The sequence below is a fragment of the Streptomyces sp. NPDC029216 genome (genome assembly GCF_040648015.1).
GTDB lineage: Bacteria > Actinomycetota > Actinomycetes > Streptomycetales > Streptomycetaceae > Streptomyces.
In genome coordinates this window covers 1-23,739 of the sequence record NZ_JBEZWL010000087.1, presented here as the reverse complement: position 1 = coordinate 23,739, position 23,739 = coordinate 1, and the positions used below count along the sequence as shown (strand labels likewise).

General features: G+C 71.7%; 20 protein-coding genes and 1 tRNA gene. 10 read left to right on the top strand and 11 right to left on the bottom strand.

The features are described 5' to 3' along the window. The first annotated feature begins 151 nt into the window (after positions 1-151). From AB0F18_RS26555 to AB0F18_RS26535, 5 genes are all read left to right on the top strand, one after another. Positions 152-1,777 carry a PQQ-binding-like beta-propeller repeat protein gene (locus AB0F18_RS26555; RefSeq protein ID WP_362064842.1) on the top strand — a complete coding sequence of 542 codons (1,626 nt, stop codon included), beginning with the start codon at positions 152-154 and terminating at the stop codon, positions 1,775-1,777. Positions 1,778-1,815: 38 nt separating this feature from the next. Further along, positions 1,816-3,519, top strand: coding sequence for a PQQ-binding-like beta-propeller repeat protein (locus AB0F18_RS26550; RefSeq protein WP_362064840.1), 1,704 nt, complete (start codon positions 1,816-1,818; stop codon positions 3,517-3,519). A 142-nt stretch (positions 3,520-3,661) separates the two neighbouring features. Continuing rightward, positions 3,662-4,381 (top strand): response regulator transcription factor, encoded by a 720-nt coding sequence (locus AB0F18_RS26545; RefSeq protein WP_362064856.1) that lies wholly within the window; start codon positions 3,662-3,664, stop codon positions 4,379-4,381. Between the two features lie 121 nt (positions 4,382-4,502). Then, positions 4,503-5,462 carry a UDP-glucose 4-epimerase GalE gene (gene galE / locus AB0F18_RS26540; protein ID WP_362064839.1) on the top strand — a complete coding sequence of 320 codons (960 nt, stop codon included), beginning with the start codon at positions 4,503-4,505 and terminating at the stop codon, positions 5,460-5,462. Between the two features lie 510 nt (positions 5,463-5,972). After that, positions 5,973-6,806, top strand: a complete 834-nt coding sequence (locus tag AB0F18_RS26535; protein WP_362064838.1) for a response regulator transcription factor — start codon at positions 5,973-5,975, stop codon at positions 6,804-6,806. On the opposite strand, the gene AB0F18_RS26530 is transcribed toward AB0F18_RS26535, so the two are convergent. Next, positions 6,765-7,262 carry a MarR family transcriptional regulator gene (locus AB0F18_RS26530; RefSeq protein WP_344168491.1) on the bottom strand — a complete coding sequence of 166 codons (498 nt, stop codon included), beginning with the start codon at positions 7,260-7,262 and terminating at the stop codon, positions 6,765-6,767. The genes AB0F18_RS26535 and AB0F18_RS26530 overlap by 42 nt on opposite strands. A gap of 146 nt (positions 7,263-7,408) precedes the next feature. On the opposite strand from AB0F18_RS26530, the gene AB0F18_RS26525 reads away from it, so the two are divergent. Together AB0F18_RS26525 and AB0F18_RS26520 are read left to right on the top strand one after the other, a co-directional pair. After that, positions 7,409-8,275, top strand: coding sequence for a trans-aconitate 2-methyltransferase (locus tag AB0F18_RS26525; protein ID WP_362064836.1), 867 nt, complete (start codon positions 7,409-7,411; stop codon positions 8,273-8,275). A 2-nt stretch (positions 8,276-8,277) separates the two neighbouring features. Beyond that, entirely contained in the window at positions 8,278-8,643 is a 366-nt protein-coding gene (locus AB0F18_RS26520; RefSeq protein WP_362064854.1) for a VOC family protein, read from the top strand. Positions 8,644-8,713: 70 nt separating this feature from the next. Here the strand turns inward: AB0F18_RS26520 and AB0F18_RS26515 are convergent, their stop codons facing one another. Together AB0F18_RS26515 and AB0F18_RS26510 are read right to left on the bottom strand one after the other, a co-directional pair. Further along, the gene (locus tag AB0F18_RS26515; protein WP_362064834.1) at positions 8,714-9,388 is read right to left on the bottom strand and encodes a TetR/AcrR family transcriptional regulator; all 675 of its coding nucleotides are present in this window, start codon (positions 9,386-9,388) and stop codon (positions 8,714-8,716) included. Then, positions 9,385-10,365 carry a fatty acid desaturase gene (locus AB0F18_RS26510; RefSeq protein ID WP_362064832.1) on the bottom strand — a complete coding sequence of 327 codons (981 nt, stop codon included), beginning with the start codon at positions 10,363-10,365 and terminating at the stop codon, positions 9,385-9,387. The genes AB0F18_RS26515 and AB0F18_RS26510 overlap by 4 nt, the downstream gene beginning before the upstream one ends. A gap of 407 nt (positions 10,366-10,772) precedes the next feature. Between AB0F18_RS26510 and ppc the strand changes: the two genes are divergently transcribed. Next, a complete protein-coding gene (gene ppc / locus AB0F18_RS26505; RefSeq protein WP_362064852.1) occupies positions 10,773-13,466 on the top strand; it encodes a phosphoenolpyruvate carboxylase in 2,694 nt (897 codons plus the stop codon). Between the two features lie 66 nt (positions 13,467-13,532). Here ppc and pth read toward each other — a convergent pair whose 3' ends face one another. The 6 genes from pth to AB0F18_RS26475 all read right to left on the bottom strand — a co-directional run bounded on the left by pth (position 13,533) and on the right by AB0F18_RS26475 (position 18,608). Continuing rightward, positions 13,533-14,123, bottom strand: coding sequence for an aminoacyl-tRNA hydrolase (gene pth / locus AB0F18_RS26500; protein ID WP_362064830.1), 591 nt, complete (start codon positions 14,121-14,123; stop codon positions 13,533-13,535). Positions 14,124-14,237: 114 nt separating this feature from the next. Beyond that, a complete protein-coding gene (locus tag AB0F18_RS26495; protein ID WP_362064828.1) occupies positions 14,238-14,822 on the bottom strand; it encodes a 50S ribosomal protein L25/general stress protein Ctc in 585 nt (194 codons plus the stop codon). 176 nt (positions 14,823-14,998) lie between these two features. Beyond that, on the bottom strand, positions 14,999-15,976 hold the full coding sequence (locus tag AB0F18_RS26490) for a ribose-phosphate diphosphokinase (protein WP_042815924.1): 978 nt from the start codon (positions 15,974-15,976) through the stop codon (positions 14,999-15,001). A gap of 134 nt (positions 15,977-16,110) precedes the next feature. Further along, positions 16,111-17,559, bottom strand: a complete 1,449-nt coding sequence (glmU, locus tag AB0F18_RS26485; protein WP_362064826.1) for a bifunctional UDP-N-acetylglucosamine diphosphorylase/glucosamine-1-phosphate N-acetyltransferase GlmU — start codon at positions 17,557-17,559, stop codon at positions 16,111-16,113. A 108-nt stretch (positions 17,560-17,667) separates the two neighbouring features. Then, a tRNA-Gln gene (locus AB0F18_RS26480) sits at positions 17,668-17,740 on the bottom strand. A gap of 10 nt (positions 17,741-17,750) precedes the next feature. Next, complete coding sequence (locus tag AB0F18_RS26475; RefSeq protein WP_362064824.1) at positions 17,751-18,608, bottom strand: hypothetical protein; 858 nt, start codon at positions 18,606-18,608, stop codon at positions 17,751-17,753. Between the two features lie 131 nt (positions 18,609-18,739). Here AB0F18_RS26475 and AB0F18_RS26470 point away from each other — a divergent pair, with 131 nt between their 5' ends. Further along, entirely contained in the window at positions 18,740-19,996 is a 1,257-nt protein-coding gene (locus tag AB0F18_RS26470) for a histidine kinase (protein WP_362064822.1), read from the top strand. A gap of 28 nt (positions 19,997-20,024) precedes the next feature. Here the strand turns inward: AB0F18_RS26470 and AB0F18_RS26465 are convergent, their stop codons facing one another. Together AB0F18_RS26465 and AB0F18_RS26460 are read right to left on the bottom strand one after the other, a co-directional pair. Further along, positions 20,025-20,564, bottom strand: coding sequence for an SUKH-3 domain-containing protein (locus tag AB0F18_RS26465; RefSeq protein ID WP_362064820.1), 540 nt, complete (start codon positions 20,562-20,564; stop codon positions 20,025-20,027). A 5-nt stretch (positions 20,565-20,569) separates the two neighbouring features. Next, positions 20,570-21,130, bottom strand: coding sequence for a YwqJ-related putative deaminase (locus AB0F18_RS26460; RefSeq protein ID WP_362064818.1), 561 nt, complete (start codon positions 21,128-21,130; stop codon positions 20,570-20,572). Between the two features lie 229 nt (positions 21,131-21,359). Here AB0F18_RS26460 and AB0F18_RS26455 point away from each other — a divergent pair, with 229 nt between their 5' ends. After that, on the top strand, positions 21,360-22,355 hold the full coding sequence (locus AB0F18_RS26455) for an SMI1/KNR4 family protein (RefSeq protein WP_362064816.1): 996 nt from the start codon (positions 21,360-21,362) through the stop codon (positions 22,353-22,355). Positions 22,356-23,739: the final 1,384 nt, after the last annotated feature.

Below are 23,739 nucleotides of genomic sequence, written 5' to 3'. Positions count from 1 at the left end.
CAGGCGCGTCACAGGCCGGTCCGTCCTTGGGAACAGGGGTGCGACCGGCCCGGTGCGTACCGGCCACGAGTGATAGAAAGGGTCGGTTCTTTTCGATCTCCGCCGGGTCCCTCCCGGTCCACCGACCGCCTGAAGCCGAAGGTATGCGCTGATGACCGAGCCGCCCCAGCCGCCGAACCAGCCGCCGCCGCCCTCCGGTTACGGCCACCTCCCCGGCCCGCCCCAGCCCGGCTACGGCTACCCGCCCCAGGGCGGCAACCCGTACGCCCAGCAGCCGCCGACCGTCCCCCAGCCGCTGGCCCAGCCCGGCGGCCACGGCTTCCCGCCGCCTCCCGGCGCGCCCGCCGGCCCGCCTCCCGGCGGCCGCCGCAAGGGCGCGGTCGTCGTCGCGGCGGCCGTCGCGGGCGTCCTCGTCCTGGGTACCGGCGCCTGGTTCGCCTTCGGCCGGGACGACGACGGCCCCAAGCAGCCCGCCGCGCAGGCCTCCACCCCCGCCGACCCGAAGCCGTCCGGCTCCGCGTCCGTGGACAAGGGCGACGGCAGCGGCAACGGCAGCGGCGAGCAGACCGACCTCAACGCGGGCCGCAAGTCCGGCGAGGACAAGGTGCTGTGGCTCAAGACCGCCAAGCTCCAGGGCCCCGGCGCGGGCATCCCCACCGACGGCCAGTGGGTGGTCGGCGACACCGTCGTCAAGACGATCGGGACGACGGCCGTCGGCTACGCCGTGACCGACGGCAAGGAAAAGTGGAAGGTCGACTTCCGAACGGCCGTCTGCGGGCTCACCGACCAGACCACCGCCGACGGCAAGACGGTCGTCGTCGTCAAGGACGGCGAGGGCTCCAACGCCACCTGCAACCAGCTGAAGCTGCTCGACCTGAAGGCCGGCAAGGAGGGCTGGACGAAGGAGGTCGCCAAGGAGAGCATCTTCGACGGCGGCGGCAGCGCCTCCCTCACCCTCACCGGCGACACCGTCGCCGTCAACCGGCTCGGCGGCACCAGCGCCTACCGCATCAGCACCGGCGACAAGCTCTTCTCCGGCAACGTCCCCGAAGGCTGCCAGCCGGGCCAGTACGCCGCCGCCGGCGGCAAGATGCTCGGCATCGCCATGTGCATGGACGACGACCACACCTACGAGGTCCAGGACGCCGACCCGGTCACCGGCAAGAAGACCTGGTCCTACAAGCTCCCCAAGGGCTGGCGGGTCAACTCCGTCTACTCCGTCTCCCCGGCCGTCCTCGACATCGGCAACCGCGACACCAAGGAGCGCGCCGTCATCGCCCTGACGGCGGACGGCAAGAAGCGCTCCAGCATGGCCGCCGAGGGCTCCTTCCAGGTCAACTGCGGGGACAAGACCAGCTCGGACGACCTCCAGGGCTGCGGCGACGCCGCCGTCGACGGCGACACCCTCTACCTGGCGACGACCACGAAGGACGGCTCGAACAACGAGGTCGTCGCCTTCGACATCGGCACCGGCAAGGCCAAGTGGCGCCAGGCCGCCGGGGACAAGCGGACCATCCAGCCCCTCAAGGCCGGCAACGGACAGCTGATCGCCTACCGCCGAGGCGCCCTCGACCAGCCCGGCGAGATCGTCACGATCCCGGCGGCCGGCGGCGCCCCCAAGCCGCTGCTGCGCCTGCCCTCGGGCCCCGCCGCGAAGGTCGAAGGCTCCTTCCTGTTCGCCAAGAGGTCCTACCAGGACGGCCGTTTCTTCCTGTCCGTCACGTCGCTGCTCGGCAACAGCACGGACGAGAAGCTCCTGATGGTCTTCGGCAAGTGAACGAGTCCACCGAGCCGCCCACCGAGAGGCAGTAGCAGATGAGTACCCCGCCGCCCCCCAGCCAGCCGCCGTCCGGCGGTTTCGGCGGCCCCCCGCCGCCGCCCGGCCCGCCCCCGGGCCAGCCGCCGGCCCCCGGCACCCCGCCCCAGCCCCCGCAGGCCGCCACCCAGCCCGCGCAGCCGGCCGTGCCGCCAGGCCAGCCCGGCTACGGGTACCCGCAGCCGCAGGCCGGCTACGGCTACCCCCAGCAGCCGCAGCAGCCGAGCACCCTCCAGGCCCCGGCCCCGCCGCAGCCCGCCGCCGCCTCCGGTGGCGGCGGCAACGACCTGCGCAACCAGCTGGTGATCGTCGGCGCGGCCGTACTGGCGATGGCCCTCATCATCGGCGGCGGCTTCTGGTACACCTCCGACGAGGGCGGCGGCGACAACCCGCCCGCCGTGAGCGCCAGCGGCTCGCCCGACCCCAAGGCCCCCGCCCTGGCCGGCAGCGAGAAGGCCCCGTCCAACCCCAAGTCGAAGACGCTCGTCAACGTGACCACCCAGGTGCCCGGATCCGACGTGGTCGGCGTCGACGGCTCCTGGCTGACCGACACCACCTACGTCAAGTCCGACCTGGGCAAGGTCGTCGGCTACAACCTCGTCGACGGCGGCAAGAAGTGGGAGCTCCCGCTCCCCGCCAACGTCTGCGGCGCCACCAAGCACATCGCCGACAACAAGACCGCCATCCTCTTCGAAGAGGGCCCGGCCACCGCCGACAAGAAGTACCCCCAGTGCACCCAGGTCGGCATCGTCGACCTGAACACCGGGAAGATGGCGTGGACCGCCACCGCCAAGTCCGCCACCGGCGGCGACAAGCCGGTGCCCTTCACCGAGGTCACCATCAGCGGCCAGACCGTCGCCGCCGGCGGCCTCTACGGCGGCGCCGCCTGGAACCTCGCCGACGGCAAGTCCCTGTGGACCCCGAAGACCGACGCCGAGGGCTGCTACGACCTCGGCTACGCGGGCGGCGAGGCCCTCGCCGTGCTCCGCAAGTGCGGCCACGGCACCGAGGAGACCCTCTACGCGCAGTCCCTCGACCCCGTCAGCGGCGCGCCCAAGTACTCGTACAAGCTGTCCGCGGGCATCGAATGGGCCGGCATCATCTCCACCAAGCCGGTCGTCGTCGCCGCCAACGTCGGCAACACCGCGAAGAACGCCACCAACGTCAGCGACCTCTTCGTCCTCGACGACGCCGGCCAGCTCAAGACCCGCATCGGCCTCGCCTCGGGCAGCTTCGCGCCCCGGTGCCCGGCCACCGAGGTCGAGCAGTGCACCAACATGGTCGTCGGCAACGGCAAGGTCTACCTGCCGTCCTACGAGCACCAGGGTTCGTCCTCCAGCGGCCGCACCAACGAGATCGTCTCCTTCGACCTGGAGACCGGCAAGGCCACCAGCGACCGCGCCGACGCCGGCGAGAAGTACGTCATGTACCCGCTGCGCATGGACGGGTCGAACATCATCGCCTACAAGGTGCCCCCGTACGACAACGGCGGGCAGGTCGTCAGCATCGACGGCAAGACGATGAAGGAGACCCTGCTGATGCAGAACCCGGCCTCCAGCCGGAGCCTGGAGTCGGGCTTCTCCCCGGACCGCTCCGAGATCCGCTACCACAACGGCCGCCTGTTCCTGGCCGAGAGCCTGGCGAGCAAGCCGTACTCCGACAAGGAGAAGGACTACCTGTTCGTCTCCTTCGCCGCGAACTGACGCCCGCACCACGAAGGCGCGACCAGCCGCGAAAGCCCCCGACCGGTGCCCACCGATCGGGGGCTTTCGCGCGGTAACCCCCGCACCCCGTCGAACAAGCGTGTAGCTTGCCGGGTCAGAAGGATCTGGGGTGGGAGCCTTGATGGGCGTACGCGTCATGGTGGTCGACGAGCACCGTCTGCTGGCCGAGGCCCTCGCCTCGGCCCTGAAACTGCGCGGGCACCGCGTGCTCGCGGCGGCCGCGCCCGCGGCCGGAGCCGCCGAACTGGTCATCAGCCGCGCCCCGGAGGTGTGCCTGCTCGGCACGGCCACCCCCGCGGAGCCCGGGGTCTTCGAGCCCGTCGTGCGCATCAAGCGCGAGCGCCCGCAGATCGCCGTCGTGGTCCTCGGCCCCGTGCCGAGCCCGCGCGGGATCGCGGCCGCGTTCGCCGCCGGCGCCTCCGGCTACGTACGCCAGGACGAGCGCATCGAGGGCGTCGAGCGGGCCCTGGCCAAGGCGCGGGCGGGGGAGGTCGCCATCTCCCCGCAACTGCTCCAGGGGGCCTTCGCCGAGCTCCTCAACCCCGCCGCCCAGCCCGACGACGAGGGCAGCCGGCTCCTGCGCCTGCTGACCCCGCGCGAGGTGGAGGTGCTGGTGCGGGTCGCCGAGGGCGAGGACACCCGGCTGATCGCCGTCGGCATGGACATCGCGCCGAGCACCGCGCGCACGCACGTCCAGCGGGTCCTGATGAAGCTGGGCGTCGGCTCCCGGCTGGAGGCCGCCGCGCTGGCCGCCCGCACCGGACTCCTCGACCGGGCCGTCCTGCCCGGGCAGCGGCAGCCGCAGGAGCCCCGGGACCGGCCCGAACAGCCCGCGGGCTGAGCCGCCCGGCCCGGGCGGCCCACAGGGCTCCCGGGCGGACGATTTCCCCGGAAGCGCGGAATCCGGTAAGCCAGATACCAGCACGCGCAGCCGCGTGCGTCCGCGAGAGGTAGGAATACGAGTGAGCAAGTACCTGGTCACCGGCGGTGCGGGATACGTGGGCAGCGTGGTCGCCGCGCATCTCCTGGAGGCCGGACACGAGGTCACCGTCCTCGACGACCTCTCCACCGGCTTCAGCGAGGGCGTCCCCGAGGGCGCCACCCTCGTCAACGGGCGCATCCAGGACGCCGCCCGCCACCTGGACCCCTCCTACGACGCCGTCCTGCACTTCGCGGCCTCCTCGCAGGTCGGCGAGTCCGTGGTGAACCCCGGCAAGTACTGGGACAACAACGTCGGCGGCACCCTCGCCCTGCTCACCGCGATGCGCGAGGCCGGCGTGCGCACGCTCGTCTTCTCCTCCACCGCCGCCACCTACGGCGAGCCCGCCGAGGGCGCGCTGACGGAGACCTCGGTGACCGCGCCCACCAACCCGTACGGCGCCTCCAAGCTGGCCGTCGACCACATGATCGCGGGGGAGTGCGCGGCGCACGGCCTCGCGGCCGTCTCGCTGCGCTACTTCAACGTCGCCGGCGCCTACGGCGAGTACGGCGAACGCCACGACCCCGAGACGCACCTGATCCCCCTCGTCCTCCAGGTCGCCCTGGGCGAGCGCGAGTCCATCTCGGTGTTCGGCGAGGACTACCCCACCCCCGACGGCACCTGCGTGCGCGACTACATCCACGTCGCCGACCTCGCCGAGGCCCACCTCGCCGCGCTGCGCGTCGCGGCCCCGGGCGAGCACCTGATCTGCAACCTCGGCAACGGCAGCGGCTTCTCGGTCCGCGAGGTCATCGAAACGGTCCGCAAGGTCACCGGCCGCGACATCCCCGAGGTCGTCGCCCCCCGCCGGGCCGGCGACCCGGCCGTGCTGGTCGCCTCCGCGCGCGCGGCGCACGAGCGCCTCGGCTGGACCCCGACCCGCTCGGACCTCACCAACATCGTGACGGACGCCTGGAACTTCGCCCGCAGGCAGCGCTCCTGACGCTCCGGCCCGACGCCGGTCCGCGCCCCCTGCGCCCCCCGCGCGCCGGGCCACCGCCACCCTCCCGCGCCCCCCGCACCCTCCGGTGCGGGGGGCGCGCGCATATCCGGCGAGCGCGGTGGACGGGCGCTCCGCGCGGGCGCCCGGCGCGCGTACGCCGGGTGAAAAGCACCCCGTGCAACTGCCCGGGGCACACACCGGTCGGAAAATCGACTTCCCGGGCTTTCGGAAAGGCGAAATCCGGCCATGCGAAAGGCCGTTGTGGACCCTGCGACCCGAAAATCGCTCGGAAAACTTCTGCTATTCGGCCAACCGCGGGACGCCGCCCGCTCTACGCTGATGCGTGACACCGGTGGGGGCCGGTGTTGATTCAGGGGTCGAACGCGCCGGGTACGGCGTCCGGTCCCGGGTAGGTGCACAGGTGTCGCGGCGGCGGCCGCGGGGGCGTGTGGGCCACCTGGTCCGGGTGCCGTACCCGCAGTCGTCCGTTCCCCGACCCTTGGGGGTTTTGTGGTTCGTATCCGGGTCCTGGTGGTCGACGACCACCGCATCTTCGCCGAATCTCTCGCAGCCGCGCTCGCGGCCGAGCCGGACGTGGACGTGTCCGCGGCCGGCAGCGGTCCCGCGGCCCAGCGCTGCCTCGAACGCGCGGCCGCGGAAGGCCGCCGTTTCGACGTGCTGCTCGTCGACGCCGACCTGGGCGCCGCCGGCACACCGGGAGCACCGGGAGCACCAGTCACGCCGGGAGGGCCAGCTGCCGGTACGGGTACGGGCGCGGCCCTGCCCGTACCCGGCCAGCGGGCGCCCGGCGCCCCGTCCCCGCCGCCGGCGGACGGCATCGCACTGGTCGCCGGGGTGCGCACCGCCCACCCCGGCGTCCGCTCGGTGGTCCTCGCCGAGCGCGACGACCCCCGCCGCGCCGCCCTCGCCCTCCAGGCCGGGGCCTCCGGGTGGGTGGCGAAGGACTGCTCGCTGTCGCGGCTGCTCGCCGTGATCCGGGGGGTGCTGCGCGAGGAGACCCACCTGACACCCGCGCTGCTCACCGGGGTGCTGCGGGAGCTGACCGCCGCACGCAAGCACCGCACCGACAGCGAACGCCTCGTCGAGTCCCTCACGCCGCGCGAGCACGAGGTGCTGCGCTGCATGGTGGCGGGGCTGGGGCGCAAGGACGTCGCGGCGCGGCTGTTCCTGTCCCCGCACACCGTCCGCACCCATATGCAGAACGTGCTGGGCAAGCTGGGCGTGCACTCCACCCTGGCGGCCGTGGCCCTGGCCCGGCGGGCCGGAGTGCGGCCGGCGGAGCTAGCCGGGGATGTTGTCGAACGGAGCGGTCAACTGGCGTAGCAGGCCCGCGAGGTCGACGCGCTCGGCCGCGGACAGCTGGGCCAGGATCGCCCGTTCCTGGGCCAGCAGCCCCGCCAGGGACTGGTCGGCGCGGTCGCGCCCCTCGGGGGTCAGCCGTACCAGCACCCCGCGCCGGTCGCTGGGGTCCGGCAGCCGTTCGACGAGGCCCTTCTTGGCGAGCCGGTCGATGCGGTTGGTCATGGTGCCGGAGGTGACGAGCGTCTGGGTGAGCAACTGGCCGGGGGAGAGCTGGTACGGGGCCCCGGCGCGCCGCAGCGAGGTCAGGACGTCGAACTCCCACGGTTCGAGGCCGTGCTCGGAGAAGGCCAGTCTGCGGGCGCGGTCGAGGTGGCGTGCGAGCCGGCTGACGCGGCTGAGCACTTCGAGCGGTTCCACGTCGAGGTCAGGGCGCTCTCGCCGCCATGCCGCGACCAGTCGGTCGACCTCGTCCTCCATGCGGATCAGTGTACGGGGTCTGTCGACATGAAGTCTCTTCAAATCGAGAATCTTGACATCGAGATATATTCTGACCGAGCATGGGGCATGGAGGGGGCCGGAACAGCTTCCGCTTCCGACCGCCCCACCAGTAGGGAGGCTCGAACATGCATTCCGATATCGCGCCGGCCGTGCGCCCCCCGGCCCTGGACGGCTCCACGCCCTCCGCACCCGTCTGGGACCCGCACCAGTACCTCCGCCACGCCGGCCACCGCACACGCCCCTTTCTTGACCTGCTGACCCGCATACCCGAGCTCCCCACCCGGCCCGCGCGCATCGCCGACCTGGGCTGCGGCCCCGGCAACGTCACCGCCCTCCTCGCCGACCGCTGGCCCGAGGCCCGCATCACCGGATTCGACCTCTCCCACGAGATGCTCCGCCTCGCCGACGCCGAACACGCCGGACCCACCCCCGGCGGCGGCCACCTCGACTTCCGCCACGGCGACATCGCCGACTGGATGCCCGAGGAGACCTACGACCTGATCGTGTCGAACGCCGCCCTCCAGTGGGTGCCCAGCCACCCCGGCTCCTTCGCCGCCTGGATCAACGGACTGCGCCCCGGCGGAACCTTCGCCTTCCAGATCCCCGGCAACTTCACCGCCCCCAGCCACCGGCTCCTCGCCGAACTCTGCGACACCCCGCGCTGGCGCGGACGCCTCGCCGGACACGGCGCCCGCTACATCCACATCCTCGAACCCGCCGAATACCTCGCCCGGTTCACCGAACTGGGCTGCGCCGTCGACGTGTGGGAGACCACCTACCACCAGATGCTCCAGGGCCCCGACCCCGTCCTCGACTGGGTCAAGGGAACCGCCCTGCGCCCCGTGCTCACCGCCCTCGGCGACGACCGCGACTCCGCCGACCGGTTCCTCGCCGAATACCGCGAAGCCCTGCGCCTCGCCTACCCCAGCGGCCCCCGGGGCACCGTCTTCCCGTTCCGCCGTATCTTCGCCGTCGCCCGCAAGGAGGCATGACCGTGCTCAGCGCAGTGGACCACGTACAACTCGCCGCACCGCCCGGCTCGGAGGACACGCTCCGCGCCTACTACCAAGACGTCCTGGGCATGACAGAGATTTCCAAACCCCCCGTCCTCGCCGCACGCGGGGGCTGCTGGTTCGCCGCGGGCGCGGTACAGCTGCACCTGGGGGTGGAGGAGGACTTCCGGCCGGCCCGCAAGGCACACCCGGGACTGCGCGTCACCGGTATCGAGGAGTACGCCGGCAGACTCCGCGAACGCGGGGCGGACGTCGTCTGGGACGACAACCTGCCGGGCCACCGGCGCTTCTACTCGCACGACCCCGTCGGCAACCGGCTTGAGTTCCTCGAACCCCTGACCGGCTGAGCGGCACCCCGCCCCACACGACGGCGCCCTGTCACCGGAAACCCGGTGACAGGGCGCAGCGGTACGGGCATCAGCTCTTGCGGTGACCCACCAGCCGGGGCCGGGCCTCCAGGTGCTCCAGCCCGTGCCAGGCCAGGTTCACCAGGTGCGCCGCCACCTCCGCCTTCTTCGGCCGCCGCGTCTCCACCCACCACTGCCCCGTCAGCGCCACCATCCCCACCAGCGCCTGCGCGTACAGCGGCGCCAGCTTCGGATCGAACCCCCGCGCCTTGAACTCCAGACCCAGGATGTCCTCCACCTGCGTGGCGATGTCACTGATCAGCGACGCGAACGTGCCCGTCGACTGCGCCACCGGAGAATCCCGGACCAGGATCCGGAAGCCGTCCGTGTAGTTCTCGATGTAGTCCAGCAGGGCGAACGCCGCCTGCTCCAGCAGCTCCCGCGGATGCCCGGCCGTCAACGCGCCCGTCACCCCGTCCAGCAACTGGCGCATCTCGCGGTCCACCACCACCGCGTACAGCCCCTCCTTGCCGCCGAAGTGCTCGTACACCACCGGCTTGGACACCCCGGCCTTCGCCGCGATCTCCTCCACCGAGGTCCCCTCGAAGCCCTTCTCGGCGAACAGGGTGCGGCCGATGTCCAGCAGTTGCTGGCGCCGCTCGGCGCCCGTCATCCGGACCCGGCGTCCTCGCCTGGGCTTGTCGCTGCTGGTACTGCTGCCGTCGATCGCCACGTCCCCCATCATGCCGCGTTCGGCGTCTTTTCCTTGCGCCGGGCGTCGATCCTCGACTCCGACGGCCACCGCACGTCCGAAGCCCACCCCGCCAGCTCGAACCACCGGATCAGCCGCGCACTCGAATCCACCTGCCCGCGCAGCACACCGTGCCGCGCCGACGTCGGATCCGCGTGGTGCAGGTTGTGCCACGACTCCCCGCACGACAGCACCGCCAGCCACCACACGTTCCCACTGCGGTCCCGCGACCGGAACGGCCGCTTGCCCACCGCGTGACAGATCGAGTTGATCGACCACGTCACATGGTGCAGCAGCGCGACCCGCACCAGCGAACCCCAGAAGAACGCCGTGAACGCCCCCCACCAGGACATCGTCACCAGACCGCCCACCAGCGGCGGGATCGCCAGCGACAGCACCGTCCAGTAGACGAAGTCACGGCTGATCCGCCGGATCGCCGGATCCTTGATCAGGTCCGGCGCGTACTTCTGCTGGTCCGTCTGCTCCTCGTCGAACAGCCAGCCGATGTGCGCCCACCACAGGCCCTTCAGCAGCGCCGGCAGCGTCTCCCCGAACCGCCACGGCGAATGCGGGTCACCCTCGTGGTCGGAGTACTTGTGGTGCTTGCGGTGGTCCGCCACCCAGCGCACCAGCGGACCCTCCACCGCGAGGGACCCCATCACCGCCAGGACGATCCGCAGCGGCCGCTTCGCCTTGAAGGAACCGTGCGTGAAATACCGGTGGAAGCCGATGGTGATCCCGTGGCACGCCAGGAAGTACATGAACACCATCAGACCGAGGTCCAGCCAGCTCACCCCCCAGCCCCACGCCAGCGGCACCGCCGCCAGCAGCGCCACGAAGGGCACGGTGATGAACAGCAGCAGCGCGACCTGCTCCACCGAGCGCTTCTGCTCACCGCCGCGGGTCGCGGACGGCACTGAGGTACCGGAGGACGCCGAAGCGCCCTCGATCAGATCGGGACCGATGGTCATCAGGAATCCCCTGGGGGGTGGGAAGCGGGTAGATGCCCAGGTCACGGCCCACAGACCTACGGACCCGTAACCTACGGCAACGTAAGTATGGCAAAACCGTCCCGCCCGGCAAGAGGAGCACGCCCGCACCACGCCGCCCGGCCAGCACACCGGCCCACTCTGCCGGGGCACAGGCACACGCCACCTATCCTGGTGTCGTCGGACAGCGCGGTCCGCACGGGCAGCCCGGGCTGCGCACAGCACGGCACCGCCGGACGCGCACCCCCGGGAGCCCACAGCCCAGTAGCGCTCGAACACTGCAAGGAGCCGCACCTGTGAGCAGTGCTGACCAGGCCGCCCAGGCCCCCGTCACCCAGCCCGCCGACCCGTCCGCCCGCAAGCGCGCCGCGCAGACGGCCAACGCGGAGCTGCGCGCGGACATCCGCCGCCTCGGCGACCTCCTCGGCGAGACCCTCGTACGCCAGGAGGGCCAGGACCTCCTCGACCTCGTCGAACGAGTCCGCGCACTGACCCGCACCGACGGCGAGGCCGCCGCCGCGCTGCTCGGCGACACCGACCTGGAGACCGCCGCCAAGCTCGTGCGCGCCTTCTCCACCTACTTCCACCTCGCCAACATCACCGAGCAGGTCCACCGCGGCAAGGAACTGCGCGCCCACCGCGCCGCCGAGGGCGGCCTCCTCGCCCGCACCGCCGACATGCTCAAGGACGCCGACCCCGAGCACCTGCGCGAAACGGTCAAGAACCTCAACGTCCGCCCCGTCTTCACCGCCCACCCCACCGAGGCCGCCCGCCGCAGCGTCCTCAACAAGCTCCGCCGCATCGCCGCCCTCCTCGAAGAACCCGTCACCGGAGCCGGCGACCGCCGCCGCCACGACCTGCGCCTCGCCGAGAACATCGACCTCGTCTGGCAGACCGACGAACTGCGCGTCGTCCGCCCCGAACCCACCGACGAGGCCCGCAACGCCATCTACTACCTCGACGAGCTCCACGCCGACGCCGTCGGCGACGTCCTGGAAGACCTCGCCGCCGAACTCCAGCGCGTCGGCATCGAACTCCCCGCCGGCACCCGCCCCCTCACCTTCGGCACCTGGATCGGCGGCGACCGCGACGGCAACCCCAACGTCACCCCCGAGGTCACCCGCGACGTGCTGATCCTCCAGCACGAACACGGCATCACCGACGCCCTCGAACTCATCGACTTCCTGCGCGGACTGCTCTCCAACTCCATCCGCTACACCGGCGCCACCGAGGAACTCCTCACCTCCCTCCAGGCCGACCTGGAACGCCTCCCGGAGATCAGCCCCCGCTACAAGCGCCTCAACGCGGAGGAGCCCTACCGCCTCAAGGCGACCTGCATCCGCCAGAAGCTCCTCAACACCCGCGAACGCCTCGCCAAGGGCACCCCCCACGAGGAAGGCCGCGACTACCTCGGCACCGCCGAGCTCCTCACCGACCTCACCCTCATCCAGACCTCCCTGCGCGAACACCGCGGCGCCCTCTTCGCCGACGGCCGCATGGACCGCACCATCCGCACCCTCGCCGCCTTCGGCCTCCAGCTCGCCACCATGGACGTACGCGAACACGCCGACGCCCACCACCACGCCCTCGGCCAGCTCTTCGACCGCCTCGGCGAAGAATCCTGGCGCTACGCCGACATGCCCCGCGACTACCGGCAGAAGCTCCTCGCAAAGGAACTCCGCTCCCGCCGCCCCCTCGCACCCACCCCCGCACCCCTCGACCCGGCCGGCCAGAAGACCCTCGGCGTCTTCTCCGCCATCAAGGACGCCTTCGAGAAGTTCGGCCCCGAGGTCATCGAGTCCTACATCATCTCGATGTGCCAGGGCGCCGACGACGTCTTCGCCGCCGCCGTCCTCGCCCGCGAGGCCGGCCTCCTCGACCTCCACGCCGGCTGGGCCAAGATCGGCATCGTGCCGCTCCTGGAAACCACCGACGAACTGCGCGCCGCCGACGTCATCCTCGACGAAATGCTCGCCGACCCCTCCTACCGCCGCCTCGTCTCCCTGCGCGGCGACGTCCAGGAGGTCATGCTCGGCTACTCCGACTCCAGCAAGTTCGGCGGCATCACCACCAGCCAGTGGGAAATCCACCGCGCCCAGCGACGCCTGCGCGACGTGGCCCACCGCCACGGCGTCCGCCTGCGCCTCTTCCACGGCCGCGGCGGCACCGTCGGCCGCGGCGGCGGCCCCTCCCACGACGCGATCCTCGCCCAGCCCTGGGGCACCCTCGAAGGCGAGATCAAGGTCACCGAACAGGGCGAGGTCATCTCCGACAAGTACCTCGTCCCCTCGCTCGCCCGCGAGAACCTGGAACTGACCGTCGCGGCCACCCTCCAGGCCTCCGCCCTCCACACCGCCCCCCGCCAGTCCCCCGACGCCCTCACCCGCTGGGACGCGGCCATGGACATCGTCTCCGACGCCGCCCACTCCGCCTACCGCGAACTCGTCGAGGACCCCGACCTCCCCGCCTACTTCTTCGCCGCCACCCCCGTCGACCAGCTCGCCGACCTCCACCTCGGCTCCCGGCCCTCCCGCCGCCCCGACTCCGGCGCCGGCCTCGACGGCCTGCGCGCCATCCCGTGGGTCTTCGGCTGGACCCAGTCCCGCCAGATCGTCCCCGGCTGGTACGGCGTCGGCTCCGGCCTCAAGGCCCTGCGCGAGTCCGGCCAGGACGACGCCCTCGGCGAAATGGGCCAGAAGTGGCACTTCTTCCGCAACTTCCTCTCCAACGTCGAGATGACCCTCGCCAAGACCGACCTGCGCATCGCCCGCCACTACGTCGACACCCTCGTCCCCGACCACCTCAAGCACGTCTTCGCCCGCATCGAGGCCGAACACGAGCTCACCGTCCGCGAGGTCCTGCGCATCACCGGCGGCGAGAAGCTCCTCGACTCCCAGCCCGTCCTCCAGCAGACCTTCGCCGTCCGCGACGCCTACCTGGACCCGATCTCCTACCTCCAGGTCTCCCTGCTGGCCCGCCAGCGCGCCGCCGCAGCCCGCGGCGAAACCCCCGACCCGCTGCTGGCCCGCGCCCTCCTGCTGACCGTCAACGGCGTCGCCGCCGGCCTGCGCAACACCGGCTGACCCCACCCCGCACACGACGGAGCCCCCCGCACCTTCCGGCGCGGGGGGCTCCCCCGTTCAACGGCCCTACGCGTTGTACGCCGACTGCGCCCGCTCCAGACCCTCCTGGACCAGGCACTCCACCGCATCCGCCGACCGGTCCACGAACCAGTCCAGCTCCTTGCGCTCCGCCGACGAGAAATCCTTCAGCACGAAATCAGCCACCTGCATCCGCCCCGGCGGCCGGCCGATCCCGCACCGCACCCGGTGATAGTCCGCACCCATCGCCTTCGTCATCGACTTCAGCCCGTTGTGGCCGTTGTCCCCGCCACCCAGCTTCAGCCGCAGCGTCGCGTAGTCGATGTCCAGCTCGTCGTGCACCGCCACGACCCGATCCAGCGGCACCTTGTAGAAATCGCGCAGCGCCGTCACCGGACCACCCGACAGGTTCATGAACGACATCGGCTTCGCGATCACCACCCGCCGGTTCGCCGGCCCCGGAGCACCGATCCGGCCCTCCAGCACCTGCGCCCGCGCCTTGTGCGCCTTGAACTTGCCACCGATCCGCCCGGCCAGCAGGTCGGCCACCATGAAGCCGATGTTGTGGCGGTTGCCGGCGTACTCCGCTCCCGGATTCCCGAGACCGACGATCAGCCAGGGTGCCGCGTCGTCCGACATCAAAAGCTCCTTAGGGCCATGCCTTGTCCTGCCATGAACGAAGACGACCGCCGTCCCGCTCCAGTGGAGCCGGACGGCGGTCGGTCAGCAACTGCTGAGGGGAAGGAGCGAGGCTCAGGCCTCGGCACCCTCGGCCGCCTCGGCGGCCGGCTCCTCGGCCTGCGGGGCGACGACCTGCAGAACGGCGGTCTCACCGTCGACGGCCAGCGTGGTGCCGGCCGGCAGGACCAGGTCCGAGGCGTGCACCGTGGCACCGGCCTCCAGGCCCGCGATGGAAACGGTGACCTCGGTCGGGATGTGCGTGGCCTCGGCCTCGACCGAAATGGTCGACAGCAGGGTCTCCAGCAGGTTGCCGCCCGGGGCCAGCTCGCCCTCGGTCACGACCGGAACCTCGACCGTGACCTTCTCGCCCTTCTGGACGATCAGGAAGTCGACGTGCAGGATGTTGCGCTTCAGCGGGTGACGCTGAACGGCCTTCGGGATGACCAGCTCGGTGCCGTCGCCCTCGATGTCCAGGGAGAGCAGGACGTTCGGGGTCTTCAGGGCCATCATCAGGGCGTGGGCCTCGACACCGACGTGCTTCGGGGTCGCGCCGTGACCGTAGATGACACCGGGGGTCAGGGCGTCGCGACGGGCCTGACGGGCCGAGCCCTTGCCGAAGGACTCACGGAGCTTCGCGGAAAGCTTGATCTCGGACATCTTCACTCCTCGTGGGGTGACGAAAACGGACAGAGTCACCCGGCCGAAACGGCCTGCTACGAAGAGCGCGTCGATAACGGAGCACCCGCACCCAAACAGGTACGGCCTCCCTCGCCGAGCAACTCATCGAGTGTACCCGGCGGGGAGGCCGCGCCCAAAAGGATCTAGCAGGACTACTACTGCTGCTCCTCGAAGAGGCTCGTCACCGAACCGTCCTCGAACACCTCACGCACCGCACGGGCGATCATCGGAGCGATCGACAGCACCGTGATCTTGTCGAGCTCCAGGTCCGACGGGTCGGGCAGCGTGTTCGTGAAGACGAACTCGCTCACCTTCGAGTTCTTCAGACGGTCGGCCGCCGGACCCGAGAGGATGCCGTGCGTCGCCGTCACGATGACGTCCTCCGCACCGTGCGCGAACAGCGCGTCGGCCGCGGCGCAGATCGTGCCACCCGTGTCGATCATGTCGTCGACCAGGACACAGACCCGGCCCTTGACCTCACCGACGACCTCGTGAACGGTCACCTGATTGGCGACGTCCTTGTCACGGCGCTTGTGCACGATCGCCAGCGGCGCGTCCAGACGGTCGCACCAGCGGTCGGCCACACGCACACGGCCGGCGTCCGGGGAGACCACCGTCAGCTTGGTGCGGTCCACCTTGGCACCCACGTAGTCCGCGAGGACGTTCAGGGCCGAGAGGTGGTCCACCGGACCGTCGAAGAAGCCCTGGATCTGGTCGGTGTGCAGATCGACCGTCAGGATGCGGTCCGCACCCGAGGTCTTCAGCAGGTCCGCGACCAGGCGCGCCGAGATCGGCTCACGCCCCTTGTGCTTCTTGTCCTGACGGGCGTACCCGTACGACGGGATGATCACCGTGATGGAACGAGCCGACGCGCGCTTCAGCGCGTCGATCATGATCAGCTGCTCCATGATCCACTTATTGATCGGAGCCGTGTGGCTCTGGATCAGGAAGCAGTCCGCGCCACGTGCCGACTCCTGGAAGCGGACGTAGATCTCACCGTTCGCGAAGTCGAAAGCCTTGGTCGGCACCAGGCTGACCCCCAGCTGGTGCGCGACCTCCTCGGCCAGCTCGGGGTGGGCGCGGCCGGAGAAGAGCATCAGCTTCTTCTCGCCGGTCGTCTTGATCCCGGTCACAGCACTGTCTCCTCAGACGTGTGAAAAGCTGCTCGCCCCCGTGTACGTCCGTCCCGCACACGGTGAGCCAGCCGAATTGCGTGCACCTATCACGGTACGCCGTCCCGGGCGTACTCGTTTCCGGTCAGTTCACCTCAGTGGCGGCCGGAGTCCTTCTCGGACGAGGACTGAGCCGCCGTCGCGGCCGCGCTGCCGGGCCGCTTGCGGGCCACCCAACCCTCGATATTCCGCTGCTGGCCGCGTGCCACGGCCAGCGCACCCGGCGGGACATCCTTCGTGATCACCGACCCTGCGGCCGTGTAGGCACCGTCCCCGATGGTGACCGGAGCCACAAACATGTTGTCCGAACCCGTCTTGCAATGTGAGCCGACGGTCGTGTGGTGCTTGTGCTCGCCGTCGTAGTTCACGAAGACGCTCGCCGCGCCGATGTTCGTGTACTCGCCGATCGTCGCGTCGCCGACGTAGGAGAGGTGCGGGACCTTCGTGCCCTCGCCGATCGTCGCGTTCTTCATCTCGACGTACGTGCCGGCCTTCGCCTTCACACCCAGGTCCGTACCCGGGCGCAGGTACGCGAACGGGCCGACCGTCGCCAGGTCGCCGACGACCGCGCCGTCCGCCACCGTGTTGTCCACCCGGGCGCCCGCGCCCACGCGGGTGTCCTTCAGGCGGGTGTTCGGGCCGACCTCGGCCCCCTCGCCGATGTGCGTCGCGCCCAGCAGCTGGGTGCCGGGGTGGATCAGGGCGTCCTGCCCGAAGGTGACCGTCACGTCGACGAACACGCTCGCCGGGTCCACGACGGTGACGCCCGCGAGCATGGCCCGCTCCAGCAGGCGCGCGTTCAGCAGCGCGCGGGCCTCGGCGAGCTGGACGCGGTTGTTGATGCCGAGGATCTGCCGGTGGTCGCTGCCGACCGCCGCGCCGACGCGGTGACCCGCCTCGCGCAGGATCCCGAGCACGTCGGTGAGGTACTCCTCGCCCTGGCTGTTGTCGGTGCGGACCTTGCCGAGGGCGTCGGTGAGGAGGGCTCCGTCGAAGGCGAAGACCCCGGAGTTGATCTCGCGGATCGCGCGCTGGGCGTCGGTGGCGTCCTTGTGCTCGACGATCGCGGTGACGGCGCCGGTCTGCGGGTCGCGGACGATGCGGCCGTAGCCGGTGGAGTCGGGGACCTCGGCGGTGAGGACGGTGACGGCGTTGCCATCGGCCTCGTGGGTGGCCGCGAGGGCGCGGAGGGTCTCGCCGGTGAGGAGCGGGGTGTCGCCGCAGACCACGATGACGGTCCCGTCGACGGTCCCGCCGAGCTCTTCGAGGGCCATCCGGACGGCGTGGCCGGTGCCGTTCTGCTCGTGCTGCACGGCGGTGCGGACGCCGGCGTCGACGCCGGCGAGGTGCGCGGTCACCTGCTCGCGGGCGTGGCCTACGACGACCACCAGGTGGGTCGGGTCGAGCTCGCGGGAGGCGGCGACCACGTGACCGACGAGCGAGCGCCCGCAGATCTCGTGCAGAACCTTGGGAGTCGCAGACTTCATGCGGGTGCCCTCACCCGCTGCGAGTACGACGACGGCTGCCGGGCGGGTTGCGCTCACGGGTGTGCCCTTCGGCTTCGGGGGTGGACCCGTGAAGGATAGCGGGGGGTCACGGGTCGGAAACGAGGCCGGGTCCCGACCTTGAGGTCAGGACCCGAACTTGTGAGGCTCCCCCGCCAGGATTCGAACCCGGACCTAATGGCACCAAAAGCCATTGTGCTGCCAATTACACTACAGGGGATGATATTCGACTAAATCGGACATCGCGCCTTAGTGATCGAGTCGACGCCCCCTACTATGCCGCACCAGGCGCCTTCGATGCGACGGTGAAGCTCCGCGCCCCGCAAGACGCTCACCGTCAGGCATCCGTGGTAGCTGGTACCGGTGTTCTTGCGGTTGGTTCTGGGGTTGTGGCGCTTGAGGGCCGTCTTGTAGAAGTACGCGGCGCCGAGTCCGACCACCCCCTCCCAGTACTCCTCGGCTGCGGCGATGTCGGCGGTTTCGTGGATCTGGAGGGTGAAGCGGAGCCGGTCGTCCGCTACGTCCATGAGGCGCAGCCAGGCAAGGAATGTCCTGATCATGTTCGGGTCGCTGTTCACGAATTTGATCTGGGGGTGCGGCTTGGCCTTCGCCCCCTCCGCCCAGTAGAGGCCGACGCCCAACAGGAACAGCTCTCTCTGGCTGAGGGGGCCGATCTCGGCTGCCGCCGCGTGGCGTGTGGCTTCATGCGCGATGAGGCGACGCTCGTGAGCCTCCTGCCGGCCGGCCTGCGCCTGGGTCATATCGGTGCCGACGGGGCGGGTGCGCCGCTCCGGCTTCGGTAGGTCGCGGACCCAGAGGGAGATGGAGCTCTTCGAGCAGCCCAGTTCGACCTGGATCTGGTCGTACGTCATGCCCTGGAGGCGGAGTTCCCTCGCGCGGTCGCGGAGGTCGTCCTTGGCGTTGGGGCGCTTCGTCCATTCGGGGGCCGGCTCGCCCTCCAGGAGGCGGTTGAGGATGTCGTTGTTGTCGACCTGCAGGCGGTCGCGGATCTGGCGGCGGCTGAGGCCCTCGCGGCGGAGGGTGACGGCCTGGGCGCGGAGGCCCTCGAAGTCGGCGTATTTGCTCATGCCCACAGGTTCGTCCGGAATGTGGGATTCAGGTCTCGGATTCCGGGCGGTTCAGTCGTACGTGCGATTACCTCGGGTTTGCTGGAATTTCGTTCGGCGGCGTGCTGCGGCCGCTGCGTACGCTGGGCGGCATGACCAGTACGGGGGAAGAGCGCGACGGGGCCGGGCGGGACGGGCCCTGGTGGTGGGAGCGGCGGCGGGGGGCCGTGCTCGATGTGGGGCTGGGGGTGGTTTCCGCCGTCGAGTGCGCGGTGGAGGGGATTCCCTTCGCGCCCGAGGCCGGGGTGCCCGTGTGGGTCGGGGTGGTGTTCGGGGTTCTGGTGGGGGCCGTGCTGGTGCTGCGGCGGCGGTGGCCGATCGCGGTGGTGCTGGTCGGGATCGCCGTGACGCCGGCGGCGATGGGGTTCCTGCTCGGGGTGGTCGGGCTGTACACGCTGGCCGCCTGCGAGGTGCCCCGCCGGATCACCGCGACTCTGGCCTCGATGTCGCTGGCCGGGACCTTCGTCGTGACCTATATGCGGACCCGGGGGGACGTGGACGGGGAGGGGGCGCTCGTCTTCGTGCTGTCCGCCTTCATGGCGGTGGCGCTGACCGTGCCGCCGGTGCTGCTCGGGCTGTACGTGGGGGCGCGGCGGCGGCTGATGGAGAGCCTGCAGGAGCGGGCGGATTCGCTGGAGCGGGAGCTGTCGTTGCTGGCCGACCGGGCGGAGGAGCGGGCCGAGTGGGCGCGTCAGGAGGAGCGGACGCGGATCGCGCGGGAGATGCACGACGTGGTGGCGCACCGGGTGTCGCTGATGGTGGTGCACGCGGCGGCGCTGCAGGCGGTGGCCGGGAAGGATCCGGCGAAGGCGGTGAGGAACGCGGCGCTGGTCGGGGACATGGGGCGGCAGGCGTTGACGGAGCTGCGGGAGATGCTCGGGGTGCTGCGGGCGCCGGAGAAGCCGGTGCGGGTGGCGGCGTCGGCGTCGGTGGCGGCCGTGGCGGCGGTGGGGGAGGACGGGCCTTCGCTCGATGAGCTGGAGGTGCTGGTGGGGCAGTCGCGGGCGGCCGGGATGAGTGTGGAGGTGGTGGTGCAGGGGGAGCGGGGCGCGTATCCGGCGGAGGTGGAGCAGACGGCGTACCGGGTGGTGCAGGAGGCGTTGACGAACTGCCACAAGCACGCTCCGGGCGCGCGGGTCGTCGTACGGCTGGCGCATCGGGAGGGGGAGGTGGCGATGCAGGTGGAGAACGGGCCGTGTGAGGGGGAGGCGCGGGGTGCCGATCTGCCCAGTGGGGGGAACGGGCTGCTGGGGATGCGGGAGCGGGTGCTCGGGCTGGGTGGGGTGTTCGTGTCGGGGCCGACGGACGGGGGCGGGTTCAAGGTGTCGGCGGTGCTGCCGTCCCGGTAGGTCCCGCCGGGTGCCGTCGGCCCCGGGGTCAGGGGGCGGTGGTGAGGCGGACCGGCTGGAGGCCGGTGATGAGGAGGGTGAGGGCCTCGTCGGGGCTTGAGCCGAGGTACCAGTCGCCGGTGTGGTCGACGAGGTAGACGCGGCCTTCGCGGTCGATGGCGAGGTGGGCTCCGCCGGCGGTGTCCGAGCCGAGGGGGCAGAGCTGGGTGGAGAGGGCCCGTCCGAGGTCGGCGAAGGTGCGGGCCAGGTGGAGGCCGGTGAGCGGGTCGAGGCGGACCGGGGTGGGGGCTATCTGGCGGCCGGGGCCGGGGGCGGTGATGGTGAGGCCGCCGAATTCGGCCCAGGCTTCGACGGCGGCCGGGAAGACGGTGTGCCGGTGGCCGGCGGGGGTGGTGTGGTCGCGGAGGGCGTCGGCCCAGTATTCGGCCTGTTTGATGTCCCAGCGGCCGGGTTCCCAGCCGGCGGTGCGGAGGGCGGCGTCGACGCCGACGGGGAAGCGGGTGGCGGAGGAGCGGCCGTAGGAGGCCGATGCGGCCGAGGGGGCCGGGGTGGCTGAGGAGGCGGTCATGGTGGCTACTCGGGCTGGGTGAGGTCGACGGGTCGTACGCCGAAGTGGTTGAGGAGTGCGTCGCAGGAGCGGCAGGGGGGTGCGTAGCTGCCGTGGAGCGGGTCGCCGTCTTCCCGGATGCGGCGGGCGGTGATCTTGGAGTGCTTCAGGGCGCGGCGGGCCTCGCTGGCGGTGAGCGGTTTGCGGGAGGCGCGTCTGCTGCGGGCGCTTTCGACGGTGGTGAGGTGGCGCGAGAGCAGTATGGCTTCGGGGCAGCGGCCGGTGAAGCGTTCCCGCTGGCCGCTGGTGAGGGTGTCGAGGAAGTCCTGGACGAGGGGGTGCAGTACGGGGGGCTGGTCGCCCTTGCCGGCGGTGCCGGTGAGGGTTTCGCCGCGTACGGAGAGGGCGGCGGCGACGGTGGGCAGGATGCCGTCGCGGCGGAAGCGGAGCACGGGCGGGGTGTGGGGGCCTGCGGCGGTGCTCCAGCGCAGGCGGGGGTCGCCGGCGGGGCCGGGTTCGGTGCTCTGCCCGCGGTCGGCGCGGGGTGCCGCGTGGTGACTCGCGTTGTGCGTGGTCGCTGTCTGCATGGTGCCTCTTCCCTCCCGTGGCGGCGGTGGTGGCCGCTGTCGCGCACGCCCCCGTGCTGCGGGGACAGCCTGTCAAATGTCCGCTGTCACGTGGAAGCGGGGTCGAATATTCGTATCAATTCGGATGTTCCCGCCTCGCGCGCCCCTGCTGGGGTCGGGGGCGGGTGAGGGTCTTGCCCGAGCACATAGGCTGTGGTGAACCAGCCAGATCCAGCAGGGGGCCACCACCATGACGACAGGTCGGCTCGGGCAGCAGGCCGTGCCACCCAACGCCGCGTACTCGGGGCAGGTCGTGCATTTCCCGGACCCGGTCCGGGCCGCTCGGCATCCCCATGGGGTGCGGATGGACGGGGAAGGGCACCCGGACTTCTCGCGGTACGCGCGTGCGGCCGTGGAGATCGCCGAACCCCCGGAGGGTTTCGGTGCGGACGAGCTGCGGCTGACGGACTGCGTGTCCGCCAACGCGGCGATGCATGCGGCGGGGCATCCGCTGTGGGACACGGTCGGGCCGGTGGCGACGCCGCACGGCTGGACCTGGCATCACGTGGCGGGCTCGCGGCGGATGGAGTTGGTCCCGGTCGAGGTGAAGGCGTTGCTGCGGCACCACGCGGGTCTGGCGACGGCTCCGGTGGACCACGAGAAGCGTGGCGGGCGGCCGCTCCAGGAGGCGCGGCCGGTGCACCTGGGGCTGCCGAAGTCCCTGGTGTCGGTGTCGGAGTCGCAGGTCCAGGGCGTCGAGGAGGACCTCGGGTACCGGCTTCCGGAGGCGTACCGCTCGTTCCTGAAGGCGGCGGGCGGGTGCGCGCCGGTGGGTGCGGGGCTGTTCGTGGAGCTGGGGATGCTGGTGGACCAGCCGTTCTTCACGGTGCGTGAGGAGGCGGCGGTCAATGACCTCGTCTACATCAACAAGTGTCTGCGGGACCACCTGACGAAGGACTACCTGTGCGTGGCCTTCGTGCAGGGCGGGCTGCTCGCGGTGAAGGTGCGGGGCGAGGGGGTCGGTTCCGTCTGGTTCTCCCCGTACGACGACGCGCGCGACCGGGACGGCTGGTCGGTGCAGGAGCGGGTGGAGCGGCTGTTGCTGCCGTGCGGTGCCGATTTCGATGCCTTCCTGGAGCGTTTGGCGGGGAATCCGCCGGAGCTGGAGACGGTGGCCGGTCTGATGGTGGACGGCGGATTCGCGCGTTCGGTTCCGGTGTCCGACACCGGCATGGGTGAGGGGTGAGCGCGTCGTGGTGACGTTCGCGCAGGCGCAGGAGCGCGCCGAGGAATGGATCAACGGGGACATGCCCGGGTACCAGCACCGCGAGGTGCGGGTGCGGGAGTTCGGGCTGGGTTTCGTGGTGTGGGCGGAGGACCGGGCCGGTGGTCCGGTGTCGGGTGGTGGCCGGCAGCGGCTGGTCATCGCGCGGGACAGTGGTGAGGTGACGTTGTGGCCGGGGTTGCCGGTGGGTGAGGTGATCCGGCGGTACGAGGAGGAGTACGGGGCGGCTGCGACGGCGGCTTCGGAGGCTTCGGTGCCGCCGCCGCGGATCGACTCGGAGCAGACGTCGTTCATGCTGAGCCCGCCGGAGTGGCTGCAGGAGGCGGCGGACCGGGCGGGGATTCCGCCGGTGGTGGGGGGCGGTGCGGGTGCTTCCGGTGCGGGTGCGTCGGCTGCGGGTGCCGGTGCCGGTGCCGGTTCGGGTGCGGGTGCGTCGGGTGCCGGTGCGGGTGCGGGTGCGGGTGCGTCGGGTGCCGGGGTGCCGGACGGGTCCACGCCGTGGGCCGGGACCGATGTGAACCCGGGGGCCGACGACGGCTCCGTACCGCTGCCGGCGACGGTGTTCGCGCCGGCGCTGTCGGGGTCCGACCTGGATGACGCCCCGGGGTCCGCCGGGGTGGGTTCGGAGGCCAGGACCCAGCTGATGGCGGGCGGCAGCCAGCTGCCGAAGACCGCGATCGCCCCGGCGCTGGCGCTCCAGGCGGAGGCCGCGGGCCTCGCCGGTGCGTCGCCTGCGGGCGGGTCCCAGGCGCCCGGGCCGGTGGGCGGGGCTCCTGGCGGGGCTCCGCAGGGTGCTCCGGTTCCGCCGATGCCGCCGGGGGTTCCCGGGGGGCCTGGTGTGCCTGGCGTTCCCGGTGCTCCTGGGGTGCCGGGTGCTCCTGGTGTTGCTGGCCTTCCCGGTGGGCCTGGTGGGCCTGGTGTTTCCGGTGGCCCCAGTGCGCCCGGGGCTCCCGGTGGGCCCGCTGCTCCCGGTGCTCCCGGTGCTCCTGGTGCTCCTGGGGTGCCGGGTGCTTCCGGTGTGCCGACGCCGCCTGCGCCGCCGGTTCCGCCTGTGCCCGGTGGTGCGCCCGGTGCGCCCGGGGGTGGGGCGCTGTACGCCGCGACGATGCTGGCCGGTCCGGCCGTCGTGCAGCCGCCGACGCCGCCCGGGCCGCCCGGTGTGCCGACGCCGCCCGGGCCGCCCGGTGTGCCGACGCCGCCCGGGCCGCCTGGTGCGCCGACGCCGTCCGTGCCGCCCGGGCCGCCCGGTGGTTCGCTCGGGGGTGGGCTCGACCATGCCGCGACGATGCTGGCCGGTCCGGCCGTCGTACAGCCGCCCGCTCCGCCCGGCCCGCCCGGGGCTCCC